The sequence below is a fragment of the Pseudomonas sp. LBUM1669 genome (assembly GCF_059695705.1).
The window spans coordinates 100,992-113,206 of the sequence record NZ_CP166785.1 but is presented as its reverse complement, the minus strand read 5'-3'; the positions used below and the strand labels follow the sequence as shown (position 1 = coordinate 113,206).

12 protein-coding genes are annotated in these 12,215 nt (G+C 51.9%); 9 read left to right on the top strand and 3 right to left on the bottom strand.

Annotated elements, in window-relative coordinates; translation table 11 throughout:
* Positions 1-274: 274 nt before the first annotated feature.
* Positions 275-796, top strand: coding sequence for a superoxide dismutase [Cu-Zn] SodC (gene sodC / locus ACA051_RS30470; RefSeq protein ID WP_497375961.1), 522 nt, complete (start codon positions 275-277; stop codon positions 794-796).
* Positions 797-1,127: 331 nt separating this feature from the next.
* Here sodC and ACA051_RS30465 read toward each other — a convergent pair whose 3' ends face one another.
* Positions 1,128-2,105: an IS5 family transposase gene (locus ACA051_RS30465; RefSeq protein ID WP_497375716.1), complete on the bottom strand. Its 978-nt coding sequence runs from the start codon at positions 2,103-2,105 to the stop codon at positions 1,128-1,130.
* Between the two features lie 245 nt (positions 2,106-2,350).
* On the opposite strand from ACA051_RS30465, the gene ACA051_RS30460 reads away from it, so the two are divergent.
* The 5 genes from ACA051_RS30460 (at position 2,351) to ACA051_RS30440 (ending at position 6,375) form a co-directional block, all read left to right on the top strand.
* On the top strand, positions 2,351-2,917 hold the full coding sequence (locus tag ACA051_RS30460) for a hypothetical protein (RefSeq protein ID WP_497375959.1): 567 nt from the start codon (positions 2,351-2,353) through the stop codon (positions 2,915-2,917).
* A gap of 91 nt (positions 2,918-3,008) precedes the next feature.
* The gene (locus ACA051_RS30455) at positions 3,009-3,314 is read left to right on the top strand and encodes a hypothetical protein (RefSeq protein ID WP_497375957.1); all 306 of its coding nucleotides are present in this window, start codon (positions 3,009-3,011) and stop codon (positions 3,312-3,314) included.
* 205 nt (positions 3,315-3,519) lie between these two features.
* Positions 3,520-3,771 (top strand): hypothetical protein, encoded by a 252-nt coding sequence (locus ACA051_RS30450; protein ID WP_497375955.1) that lies wholly within the window; start codon positions 3,520-3,522, stop codon positions 3,769-3,771.
* A gap of 26 nt (positions 3,772-3,797) precedes the next feature.
* Complete coding sequence (locus tag ACA051_RS30445) at positions 3,798-4,955, top strand: hypothetical protein (protein ID WP_497375953.1); 1,158 nt, start codon at positions 3,798-3,800, stop codon at positions 4,953-4,955.
* Between the two features lie 1,264 nt (positions 4,956-6,219).
* Positions 6,220-6,375 (top strand): hypothetical protein, encoded by a 156-nt coding sequence (locus ACA051_RS30440; protein ID WP_497375951.1) that lies wholly within the window; start codon positions 6,220-6,222, stop codon positions 6,373-6,375.
* 41 nt (positions 6,376-6,416) lie between these two features.
* On the opposite strand, the gene ACA051_RS30435 is transcribed toward ACA051_RS30440, so the two are convergent.
* Complete coding sequence (locus tag ACA051_RS30435) at positions 6,417-6,947, bottom strand: hypothetical protein (protein ID WP_497375949.1); 531 nt, start codon at positions 6,945-6,947, stop codon at positions 6,417-6,419.
* 392 nt (positions 6,948-7,339) lie between these two features.
* Between ACA051_RS30435 and ACA051_RS30430 the strand changes: the two genes are divergently transcribed.
* The 3 genes from ACA051_RS30430 to ACA051_RS30420 all read left to right on the top strand — a co-directional run bounded on the left by ACA051_RS30430 (position 7,340) and on the right by ACA051_RS30420 (position 9,686).
* The gene (locus ACA051_RS30430) at positions 7,340-8,158 is read left to right on the top strand and encodes an HDOD domain-containing protein (RefSeq protein ID WP_497375947.1); all 819 of its coding nucleotides are present in this window, start codon (positions 7,340-7,342) and stop codon (positions 8,156-8,158) included.
* Between the two features lie 193 nt (positions 8,159-8,351).
* The gene (locus tag ACA051_RS30425; protein WP_497375945.1) at positions 8,352-8,864 is read left to right on the top strand and encodes an XRE family transcriptional regulator; all 513 of its coding nucleotides are present in this window, start codon (positions 8,352-8,354) and stop codon (positions 8,862-8,864) included.
* A gap of 129 nt (positions 8,865-8,993) precedes the next feature.
* A complete protein-coding gene (locus ACA051_RS30420; RefSeq protein WP_497375943.1) occupies positions 8,994-9,686 on the top strand; it encodes a hypothetical protein in 693 nt (230 codons plus the stop codon).
* A gap of 267 nt (positions 9,687-9,953) precedes the next feature.
* On the opposite strand, the gene ACA051_RS30415 is transcribed toward ACA051_RS30420, so the two are convergent.
* Positions 9,954-11,408 (bottom strand): RepB family plasmid replication initiator protein, encoded by a 1,455-nt coding sequence (locus tag ACA051_RS30415; RefSeq protein WP_497375942.1) that lies wholly within the window; start codon positions 11,406-11,408, stop codon positions 9,954-9,956.
* Positions 11,409-12,215: the final 807 nt, after the last annotated feature.

The window sequence follows — 12,215 nt, the reverse complement described above, 5'->3', positions numbered from 1 at the left end:
ACAGCGCAAAGCAATCTTCAGGTTTCCCTCGGGGAGGCTTTGTTTACGTTCTACAGGACACGTAATAGTAGGTAAGAACTGATCTGTGTCGTATCCGTCCGGCGAGGTCATCTAATCCCCTCAGTAAAGCCGAGACATGGCGTGCACTGAAACTTTAATGGGCATGCGCTTTAGCCTTTGAAGGGGGGGCGCTGGGCGGCTACAACGCCGCTCCTACGCAACGACTGGTAGGTTTTCTAAAAATTATGAAATTTAACAATTAAGGAAAAGCCCTATGAAACCTAGCATCTGGTTTGGTGTGATAGGAATGCTCGCGATGGGAGCGACCCATGCAGCTTCTATCGACGTCCCGATTAGTCTAGTAAGCGCAGATGGCGCAGCACAACCAATTGGAGCCATCACAGTTAGTGAGACGGGGTATGGCCTATTGTTTACCCCCAACCTGAAAAATCTTCCTACGGGGATACACGGTTTCCATGTGCATGAAAAAGGCGGTTGTGAGGCGGGCGTGAAGGACGGTGTCCGCGTCGCAGCTTTGGGGGCAGGCGGGCACTTCGACCCAAAGAACACCGGTCAGCACCTTGGTCCTTATGCTGACGGTCACATGGGCGACCTTCCAGCTGTCTATGTAAATAGTGACGGAACCGCTGACTATCCGGTGCTTGCACCTCGTTTTAAAAGCCTTTCGGAAATTAAGGGGCACGCATTAATGATCCACGCAGGGACCGATAATCACTCGGACACACCCAAACCTCTGGGTGGAGGCGGTAATCGCGTAGCTTGCGGTGTGATTTAACCCTACAAAAAACTGCCCTCCACTTGCCGTTGATGGCAGGAGGGGGCGGTGGACTTGCCCCTACAAAACCGGACACCAGCCCCTGATAAATTGTTGCTGCTACCAGGCGCCTGATATACCTTCTGTGAGAAATAATTCAAAGCGCTTTGCGGATACTGCTCGTTGTAGTGTCGAAGGCAATGGCTAGGGAAGGTCTGAAGTAGTCAGCGATTTTTGATGCCCTCTTTGGTAGAGATTCAAAAAACACTGGTTTGGTCAGAAATCAGACCTTTCCTGTTCTTAACTCATCGTTCACCCTTGAACGACGCCTTTTCAAGGCGCTTTTCCCGGATTACAGGCGCACCTCTCCCACAACCAGCAGCCGTTTTCGCATCATCCACAGATTCGACAGGGCAAATAGCGTGGCCTGTTGCGCGGTATTTTTCATCAGGCCGCGAAAGCGCACTTTCGTATAGACAAACTGACGCTTGATTACCCGAAACGGATGTTCAACCTTGGCGCGTACTTGGGCTTTGGCGTATTCGATCTTGCGCCGCAGACGACCGATCAAGCTCTTTTTTCCATGCTTTTTATAGCTGCTTGGCCGGGCGGCAATCGACCAGATCATCTTGCGATCCTGATGCTCGGGACGTTTGTCCACGCCGGTGTAACCGGCGTCACCAGACACGTAAGTTTCCTCGCCGTGCAGCAACTGATCGACCTGCGTCACGTCCGCCACATTGGCCGCCGTGCCCACCAGGCTATGCACCAAGCCGGATTCAGCGTCGACGCCGATGTGCGCTTTCATACCAAAAAAGTACTGATTCCCTTTCTTGGTTTGGTGCATTTCGGGATCGCGTTTGCCGTCCTTGTTCTTGGTCGAACTCGGCGCGTGAAGGATCGTCGCATCGACCACCGTGCCATGACGCAACAGCAGGCCACGGTCGCCCAGATAGCCATTGATAACCTGCAAAATCCCGCCTGCCAACTCATGTTTTTCCAACAAGCGGCGGAAGTTGAGGATCGTGGTTTCATCGGGAGTCCGATCTAGGTGCAGCCCCGAAAACTGGCGCAGGATCGTGGTCTCGTACAATGCCTCTTCCATCGCCGGATCGCTGTAGCCGAACCAGTTCTGGATCAGATGGACCCGCAACATCGCCATCAGCGGATACGCCGGACGACCCCCTTCGCCCTTTGGATAATGCGGCTCGATCAAAGTAACCAAGCCCTTCCAGGGCACGACCTGATCCATCTCGATCAGGAAGCGCTCGCGGCGAGTCTGCTTACGTTTGCCGGCATATTCGGCGTCGGCGAAGGACATCTGTTTCATGGGGCTCAACCGTCGTGTTCGTGTCAGGCGAGTATTTCACCAGATCTGGAAGTCTTCTTCAGAGTTTCCTTAGGTCCACCTGTAAACCATCCCCAAGCACGAGGACTATCTATTGGAGTGGGTATGCGCAAATTCAAACTCTCGGCAAGTCAATCTGTTTGGCTGGCTTTAGCTGCCATTGGTTTAACTTTAGCGGTGTGCGGACTTACCTGTGGATCTTAATTCCTATCAGCATTGGAATTTGCATGCCTTTTTACTTTCTGGTGAATACGGGATATTTCACGTATTACCCTCCTGAAAAAAGTATCGAAGTTACTACCCCAAAAACAAAGCAATTAACGTCGCCTACTAAACAAGATAGAGTAGTAAAGACATCGGATACCAAACAAAAAGACTACGATCTCCGTGATATTCCATACCCACCTAAACGAAAGGGTGACCAGCCGATAACAAGTCTTCCATATGGGAAAGGACTGACTCCACAGAAACAAACAACCAAGGTCTCTAACCCGAGGTGTGCCCTACTAGGTCCAAAGCCGACAACTCTATCTGGAGCCCGCAGCCCAGAGCCACCAATCGGGACAACGCTTTCCCTTTTCACCAACGCTGAATCCCCTTCTACACAAGAGCCTGAAGAGATTTTTGTGAAGCAAGACTGCATTTTTTTTGTGAAACCCACCAAAAACCGTCGCCATTTTTTTGGCGGCAGTTTTTTTCCTATACTTTTTGTTTACATTAGCCCTAATAAGCAATACTCAAGTTTTGGTCTACAAAAAAGTCACATACCAATTTTTGCACGCATTAAAGTGTAAGGAAACGGTAACATTTATGGCGCCTTTTTATTGACCACGCGTTTAACAGTTACCTATAATTTCCACCGCGGATCCAATCTAACGGAATACGATGGATATTATGATTACTTATATGTCATATGGCTTTGACAACAATCACGGCGCAACGGAAATCGGGCTTACTTCGCTTGGCTGCCTTTCCGTCGATGGAACACCCCGCTGCCCCAGATACCAAAAAGACTGTGATGTCCCATGCACAACGAATTGCATGGTTACCGCAATGACTGACTTCCCTGAGGCCAAAGCGGAAATCCTGCTGGCTGGAATCTTGATTGCTTCGACTCATGCCGCATCGCTGGCAGAAATGCATGGCGCTTTGTCCAATTTTGAACACGCGATTCAGGCCACCTGTATCTAACAGCTGACACGGCCCACCCTTCTAGTTTCAGACCCTCGTGCTGCACAGAAACAGTTTTTCGAACCTGTTACGTCTTCCACTTACGCGTTATGGATTCGATTGACGCAATCTGTCGCGTACGTATAATCAACTTCAGCAGCCCACAGTGGTCGCTACCAGAGGTAATGCTTCATGAACCACGAAATACACCCCAATCGAGATTGGCTTGGATGCTCTCGGTGTTGTGCTTGGTCAGGACCCGCTTACTGAAGCAGGGATTAACGGACGTCAACTGACAAGCCAGGTGCAGGAGGTGAATGAGCGCATTGAACACTCCATGCTTGAATACCCAGAGATCCGAACTGAGATCCTGGCAGCAGGCATGAAAGTCCTCCTCGATATGTCCAGTTCATTGGAGCATTTCAGAGAGGTTGTTCTCCCCCGTCTGGATCGAACTGTGAACAACGTGACTGCGTAGGATTTTCTGAATCAACGAGCCCCTCTATGGCAGCAGAACAAGCAAAAGCTCCGGAGTTGGAACTGAATCCGGAGCAAGATAGAAACACCAGCGATACCCCTAACTCCCTCCTGAGCCCCCTTGGGAAACAGTCGTCATTCGAAAAACTGTGCGAGAAGTACATTTTGAATGGCGATCGCTCCCCTCTCCTCGTCAATCGAATCGCCTACGCGATGAATATAGACGAGCGCGTTCGCAAAATTTGCCGCGTTAAAGCCAAACAGAACGGCTGTGACCTCAATGATTTTGATGAGGTCTTGCAACGCGTTATGGAGGTGTTCTTCCAATCCATGCTCCCCAAAACTTTCGACACCGACGCTGTTTATGCAGTTGTTTACGCTGTCGCCAACAATGTGAGCCCTGAGGTTTTGCGAGACCGCCAGAAGCTGGTCGCAAATCACTGTTCAATTGAGGACATGCAGGAAAGGGGTGAGGAGATAGGACAATCGACTCTGGTGGGTCATGAAGAAATCGATCACGATCGTGAAATAGACACTCAAACTGCCACAAAGCGGATGGCAGCGGCACTTCAACGGGTGATAAGCGGAGAACAGACTGTGGCAGATTCAGGCATATTCCAGATGGAACAAGACCCCCTAGTGCGTCTTGTACTGCAAAAACCTGACACCGATGACGAAACACCGGCATCAGCGACCCAGCGCAACTCACAGACCTCTACTGGGGAAAAGAAGGCACGTGGTCGTACCGAGCTGTCTGTCGATCAGCAAGAATTGGTCGACATCGGTAACAAGCTGGGCCTTCGTAACCAAGACTATGCTTTCGCACTCGGCATTGGTCTCCCTCGGCTTTCCTCCTACATCTATGGGCGAACAGCTTCGGTACCCGACGATGTAATGAACAAGGCCCGGGCTTTGTTTGCTGAAGAGCCGCTTCGCGTCGAGCGGTTGAAACGATTTAACCGGCCTATGAGCCAGATTTTCAAGGAATGGGAAACACGCCTCAATCCCAAGAACGATGAAGATCTCGCCACTATGCTGGGCGTAACCAAAATGACGATCTACCGTTGGCGCAACGACGAAACCAAACCTGACCCTACTGCGCTGGCCCGGTACGAACAGTGGATCGATGAATACGAGAAGCGGTTCTCCCACATGGTCGAGCAGCGGCTAGCTGATCGGAAGTAATCCAAAATAGGTGGGATCTTTCTATTCCCGAATCTGGCCGTATGTAGTTTCCAAATGGCTGGTATCAACGTGGGTTAAAGCGGGCCTAAGTGGGACTTGCCGAGATGAGGCGAAACTTGGCGAAATGGGCGGGAGGATTCGAGGCCTCCCGCCGCTCGGCTTTTGTCGTACAAAACAGTTATTCCTGGACGCTTTTTCATCTACTCTAAGGGCGACATATAAGGCATGCGTCGACGTTGATTCGCCCCGTGAGTCATCGATTTCAGAAATCGTGACGCGATTTTTACGTCACATTTCGCGAAGGTGCCTCGGTCTTTTACCGTAAATGAATGTATTCGCGCACAAGGTTGAGGCCGACGCAAATCAAACACGAGCCATGTTTATTTTCCCCGCCTGATCAATCTACGTTGTGAATCCGCGCTTGCATCAGTGTCGAAGGTCGCGCCAAATTACCTCATCGCTGAAAATTGAGCGATACGGGTTTTGCAGCCCGAACTGGTGAGGCGCACAGCGCCGCGAAAGCGGTTTTTTTGTGCTCGCTTTATGGCGGGCTGTGCCGGGAGGCTTCGGTCTGCCGGGTTCCTTACCCCCGGTCTGCAAACCTGCGTACAGCTCGCCACCCTTCGTTTTGCAGCGCTGATGGGGAACTTTCCAATTGGTAAGGAGATCCATTATGTCTGCGGTGCCGACGGCTATAGCTTCCATTTCATACGGCCCATCTGTTTCATATAACTTTTCAACTATTGGGTATGCTCCCCCCTTATGGCTCAGTGCGGCTGGGTTTGCTTCGCTTGCCGGTATTTCCGCGTGTCAGGCCCAGGAGGTATTCGCACATTTGGCCCAAGGTCAAACTTGGAGCGGCGCGTTGCTGCAGGTGCACACCGTACAAGCACCCGATGTGCTCTACGGGGCCGCACTACGAAGTACAGGCCGACAGTTTGCCACCTGAGCTGTACCAGTCCTGGTTTCAGCAGAGCCCGACGCCGATGTCGCCAGCTCCTCATTTTTCTAACCGGTTGTCGTTGGGTGCCGGCCCACAGTCGCTCGACCGCAAGCCGTCAAACACCGCTAGCTGGCCCTGTGGAAATGGCGGCTGATTCAACCGGCGCTGGCCTACCCGAAACATTCCAGCGCGCGTGGCGAGGCGCTGCGCCGTCTGTCCTTGAGCGCGCATGCGATACCCGATGGACGCCGTCGCCTCGTCAGCCTCGACAGTCTGTACCGCTGGGTCGCACGCTACGAAGAGCACGGTTTGACGGCCCTAATGCGCCGCCCCCGACGCGACTTCGGGCGCAAGCTCGTCGGCATCACCCGCCAGTGGGACAACGCCTGCCACCTGCCAGTCCGGCAGTTTCTGCGCCCAGGTGACGGCCCTCGTCCGCGACCTGGAGCCGGTGAAGGTGATCTGGTGATCTGGTGAGCAAAAAAACCTTCTGGGCCCGATGGTCCAGAAGGTTTCTTTTATGTCAGAGCCTTGATGCAGGCCTGACTCAATGCAACGCGGGTGAAGCGGGCCATCGTAAGCACCTGATAGGCAGCGGTAACCCGCCCCTCCTCCAGCGCCGCATTTCCCAACGCTAAAAGGGCGTCGGCCGGCACGAGCTCAATTTCTAAGCTCCTGGAATCTTCGAACACGATCGTGATCTCGTCATCGGACATCAGTGATCGGCCAGAACACTGCCCATCAAAAACACCCGGGGCCTGGGACAGCACGAGGTCGAAGAACTCAACGTAAGCGCGAAGCTCGGCAGACTTCTCGTCTGACCAAGTGGTGCGCCCTTTGTCGAGGGAAGTTTGAACAGTGTGAAGCACGTACTCAACAGCATCCACCTCACGCAGAAGATCCTGATCCGGGGACAGAAGCGCCTCAGTGAGCTGAGCGCCTGTACGCGCATCGGCCACACGGATGACTTCAAGATCACCGCCAGCGTCGCTATAACGGCACTGGGAGATGACACGGAACATGGCTTCATAGGTGATGTCAGCTTCCACCACATCACTGAAGGCTTCCCCACTAGGAAAAAGGCCTGAAATGAGCAGCGACTGAGAATTGAGTTAAGTAGTTTGCGATTGCTGAATCATGGGAAATCTCCTGAAATAGTGTGCTGTTGCGGCGTTCCGCCTAACGGACTTGCAACAGGAGATGGTCAACAAGAAGTTATAATCGTGCCCACACGGAACAGTACTTCAGGATACTGTAAAGGCTATATTTAATCCTCGTAGAGTGCTGTTATGCGTTATTGGTGATTATAGTGGCCCTTGGGAATTACCATACGGACTAGCATAGGGTGGCCAATTTCTGCAAGAACCACCCGAAACGTTGGGGTCACCCTGCACCCAACGCTACAATTCGCACCGCGAATCGACCTAACCTGCGAGAGACTATGAGAAACCTGGAGCGGATATTTAAACGACCCGCAGCACTGCCAACGATCTCGACTGTTGTCATGGACCTGTGCGAGATGACAAAGGACTCCGCGGTTCCCCTGTCGAACATCGGGAAAAATATAAGTGCTGACCAGGTCTTGGCGGCGAAGGTGCTGAGAACAGCCAACTCCGCATATTTTGGCCGTAGCGGGTCAGTGTCACGCCTCGAGGATGCAATTTCGACCATCGGGATACACACGCTGCGAACCACTATCATCACGAACGGTCTGATGAAAGCGATTCCAGAAGCGCAAGGCATCGATATGCCCGCATATTGGAAAATGGGGCTTCATACCGCGTTCATGGCTTCTCACCTGGCTGCAAAAACAGACCATGACCGTGATGAGGCATTTACGATAGGATTAATGCAGGGTTTGGGCGTGCTATTGATTCACCTTGTCATGCCGGATGAGGCGTCTGAAGTAATTCAACACGTAGCCCCTTTGGACTTTATGAAACGGCGAGCAGTTGAAAAGGATCTACTAGGCTTTGACAACGCAGAGGTGGCCGCTGAGCTCCTCAAACGGTGGAAATTCCCGGTGGCAATCCAAAAAGCGTTGCTCACGCATTCCAATGTTGAGCCACTACCCGATAAGCTTGGCCAATTGTTATCAGTATCCTCGGCCTTCGCTTTTAGTGTTGTCTCGGGGTTAGATGAATCTTCTGTTACCGAACGTGTTGATCCCAATGTCATTTTCAGATTCGGCTTAGCTCAAGATTGGTGGGCTGTCAGCCGAGATAGGGTATCCGCTTCGGTGAGTTTGATGATTGTATGAAAACGAAAAGGATTCGTCGTGCTTAAAGGGCTCCGCCTTTATCAGGCCATAATTGACAGAAGCCATCTGCTATCTGTCCCGTTCGCAGTCGCCAGTAATCAGTAATCAGTAATCAGTAATCAGTAATCAGTGTGGATTCACTGCGGACTCTCTTGCCACTTGCTTCGGCGATGTGTCGAGGTCCAAGCCGCATGTGTTACTCGATGTTCTGGATCGCAAACGTATCGATAAAATTGCCGCCTTCTTAGGCTGCTCTGGGTTTTGTGTGCTGCAAATGGCAGATGTCTTCTGCTGGTCGGAATATTGCTTGATCCAGTCTTCCGCAGTGTTCAAGTCATCTTCAAATGCACAGGACAGTCGAGAGCCCGCGGACTACTTTGACTCCGTCACGAAATCCAACGTCGCCGGCTCAGCTGAATTCATCATTGATGAACTGATTGCCGCAACGTGGTCTACCGATCTGAGGGAGTCGGCGGAAAAGACGCAGATTCCACTTTTGAAGCTACGGTCCTGGCGTGTTGGTAAACCCATGCCGACGTTGAAAGATTTGGAGGCCATTCGCGTCCTCGCAAAGCACCTGGATATGGGGACGCCATTGGCGATGATGGCCCTTGGGGTGATCACGCCAAACGACTTCATGATTGATGGTATTGCGGTCGACATTGAGTCCGAGCTGAATCATGCTTTGGATGTAGAGATTCTGTAATAAATCGCCCGCAGCAAATACCTGCACAAAATTGGCGAAAATAACACGTATTGATAAGATACTGGATGATTGCTAAGATCTTGACCAGGCCTATTGGTTGGATCTTCCTTTTGCCCAGGACATTGAATAATGTTCAACGCACGCGTGACTACCTCCGCCCTTCTCGGTCTCCAAATACCGGCACCCGCTATTGAGGTGTTGGAGGAGATACACTCCCTAGAGGGCAGCACCCTCACTTCCTCGATTGAACGCGCTACTGCTGGCGATGCGAAATCGATTGAGTATCTCAAGGGCATCTTTTTCACTGTCCTCCCCGTAGTACCAACCCGCCTGGCCACCGCCCAGTTAACCCCCCCAACCATTCCTCTCCTGGTATCTATCGGCCGAACAGAGGGACCAGTATTTGCGAAGGTTCTGAAGCGTTGGGTGGATAGTGGTTGTCCAGACAACGACGATGGCAGGTATTTGCGTAGGACCTACGCAAAGGCTCTGGTGACCACTTTCAGTGGCCAAGCCGCCAGTGAACCAGTTGAAGCTGCCAACGACGTGACCAATGATTCAAGCGGTGTTGATGAAGTTGCCGAGAAACCTGACGAATCGCCGAAGCAGCAAACCGGAAAAAGCTATGTGAATCGACATGTTTATGGAGGGAAGGTCCCTGTTTGCTTCTCTGCCGATCAGACCCGGAACGAAGAGCACACCATTCGGATCGAAGCGGCTCTTGCATCCGAAGCTCGCACATACAACTGGGAAGACAAGATCGCGATCCAGTTGTCTACGCGAGAGCTTCCGTGCGTCCTAGCGACACTGCTACAGATCTAGGAGACGTTCGAGGGGAAACGCCATGGTGCGCAGAACGAAAAATGGTTCAAGTTGGAGAACCAGCCGGGCAAGGTGTATTTGTCAGTGAATGCAAAGGGATTGTCGTCGCGATCGTTGCCGATTGGGCCTGGCGATTGCTATGCAGCTATCACGCTGCTGATGGAGCAAATGTTGAAAAATGCCCCCTTCCTCACTGCTGAATCCCTGCTGGGGTTGATCAAACGAACAGGTCTCATGGCATCGCCGAAGGGGTGAGCCCTTCGCCCTTTACGCTTGGACGCTGGCACTCGTGGAAAGCAGGAATTGCAGCAGCTGATCGGAGTTAGGCGCTTCCTTGAAGTGATCTTCGAAAATGATCGCGACTAGGCAATTCAGCACCATCGGGCTCAACCCCTTTGACTTGTATTGCTTGTAAGCCAAATCGTCCTTTTTCAGTTGCGACTCGTATTTCGCCAAGAGTAACTGCTGTTCTTCTGTGCTCTTCGCATTGATCTCCTCACGGATGGTGGTGCGCTGTGCAGCACCCCATTGCTCGAGAAGCACATTCATTTGATTCGCTGGTGTGGTCTGTGTAGCCGCCGCAGATTTTTTGGCAGCCTTTTGTGCTTTCAGTGCAGGGGCTGGAGCATCAGAAGATGCTAACGGCTTTTGCTTGCTTGGCGCTTTGGCGTAGTTGTTGGTAACGGCTGCTTTGAAGTAAGCCGCGGGACTGGCAACAGAGTCCTTTTTCTTCATCTGCGCTTCGGTGTAGTCCGCTTGAGCCAGCAGATACTCCTCATCGTGATTCATCCCCAACTCCTCGACGTCCTTGGCGCTCAAGGACAAAGCCTTCAGTCGCTTGGACACCTCGACGCCGACAATCTCTGGTGCTGGAGATAGGCCGAGCTCAGGTTGCATCAGGGGCTCAAGCTTGAACCATAGCTTGTCGTACTTGCGGTTGTTTTTGGTCATGACGACTTCGATTTTGAAACGCCCTTCAATACTGTTGACCTGGTCGACTGCACGGCCAAGCATTTTATTGAAGTCTCGGAATTCCTCGTGCGGGGTTGCTGAACCTGATAGCAGGACGCTCCACGCGGTCCAATGCTCGCGAAAGGTTTCTTTCTGAGAGAACCCGTAGTATCGGGATACGAGCTCGTGCAGAGAGAGCGCGGAGTAGCTTGTGAAGTGATACTGCATTCGCAGATCTATCAGATTGAAGATTGTCGGATCGAGTAGCCGGCGTTTCAATTCGGCGGGGAATGAGTAGCGGATTGTCTGATTGTCCTCGAGGATGTAGGCCTCAGCGATCAAGTTTGCGACGCCCCATCCACTTTTCCGACCTGGGCTTTCGCCTTTGTAATCGAACTCCACCTGTATCTGGGTCATGCCCTTCAGGACTTTTTTCAGGTGGTCCCTGCTGTTCGAGGTCGTATGACCCACGTGTTCCTCAACCAACTTGATTGGGATATTGTGGACCATCTCAGTGTCTGGCCTCTGTTGGGCGAACTGAGTTAGTGTGTTGTACAGCTTGCGTTGCAGGAATGTGAAATCACTGGTCGTTGAAACGTTTCGCATCGCTAGGGCTTCAACAGCTTTCTTCAGCTCTACAGCTTTTGAGGGTTCAATCTCCCTGACCACCAGAATTTTCGGAGCACGCTTACGCTTCGTGGGAGTTTGGTCCTCACCAGTCGGCGCAACAGGTGTCCGCTTTGTTCGTGGTCGTGCTGAAGAGGTGTCCATCTCAAATGTGCCATTGGGTGACTGTGGTGGCACATTACCCGAACGTTTGAGATTGGGTCAATCTTTTCTCGGTGCCATCTTCAGGGTCGAATTGTTCCATGGTTAGTGTTCTGTTTGAACGGTCTGCTTCCCGCTTTTGCTTCTTGCCTGGTCAGTCCAAAAAAACTAACAACAGCTTGTTTCTGTTTTTACTGCTTTTTAGAAGCTTTGTTAGTGGACCCAGAAAAGCCACGGTTTATAAGGCTTCCAGCGTTTTTTGTGTGCCATCGTTAGGGCCTAGAGTGCCAGCGCTCGTGCCATTTGTGCCCTCGTTAGAGCAGTGCTGTGCCAGGCTTCGTGGGATGTGCCTCCATTAGGGCATTCATGTGCCATCGTTAGGTCCTTTCTCGAATTGTGCCCCGCTTAGCGAAATTACTCACTAACGATGGCACAGCACCTGAAGCCCGCGTATTTAAAGGCCTCCATCGAATTGGTGTGAGATGATTTTCACATGTGCCTATCTAACCGCGGCACATCACAACCCGAACGATGGAACCGCTGGGAGCCATTTCTGGTGGTTTACTTTAGCAATGCTCTAGCGGTGGCACATTTTGGTTTTGCTAAGTAGATCAAGGGGCTATGAGCGTCGACGGGCCCCTAACGATGGCACATTATGGAGGCTCATCTGCCCTTGGTCCCTGAAACCCCTTCCGGTTCCCCCTACAAGCCCCTGTAATGACGCTCTGCCTGCGCTCTCAATCGATCATGCCAGCAACTGTTTTCACAGTGAAAACCGTCTGTAATCGTGTCTGGCTATAACCCCTAACG

What these genes read in the sequence shown, in the direction of transcription:
- sodC (WP_497375961.1), top strand. Translation starts at nt 275, where the DNA reads ATGAAACCTAGCATCTGGTTTGGTGTGATAGGAATGCTCGCGATGGGA.
- ACA051_RS30465 (WP_497375716.1), bottom strand. Translation starts at nt 2,105, where the DNA reads ATGAAACAGATGTCCTTCGCCGACGCCGAATATGCCGGCAAACGTAAG.
- ACA051_RS30460 (WP_497375959.1), top strand. Translation starts at nt 2,351, where the DNA reads ATGCCTTTTTACTTTCTGGTGAATACGGGATATTTCACGTATTACCCT.
- ACA051_RS30455 (WP_497375957.1), top strand. Translation starts at nt 3,009, where the DNA reads ATGGATATTATGATTACTTATATGTCATATGGCTTTGACAACAATCAC.
- ACA051_RS30445 (WP_497375953.1), top strand. Translation starts at nt 3,798, where the DNA reads ATGGCAGCAGAACAAGCAAAAGCTCCGGAGTTGGAACTGAATCCGGAG.
- ACA051_RS30440 (WP_497375951.1), top strand. Translation starts at nt 6,220, where the DNA reads ATGCGCCGCCCCCGACGCGACTTCGGGCGCAAGCTCGTCGGCATCACC.
- ACA051_RS30430 (WP_497375947.1), top strand. Translation starts at nt 7,340, where the DNA reads ATGAGAAACCTGGAGCGGATATTTAAACGACCCGCAGCACTGCCAACG.
- ACA051_RS30420 (WP_497375943.1), top strand. Translation starts at nt 8,994, where the DNA reads ATGTTCAACGCACGCGTGACTACCTCCGCCCTTCTCGGTCTCCAAATA.
- ACA051_RS30415 (WP_497375942.1), bottom strand. Translation starts at nt 11,408, where the DNA reads ATGGACACCTCTTCAGCACGACCACGAACAAAGCGGACACCTGTTGCG.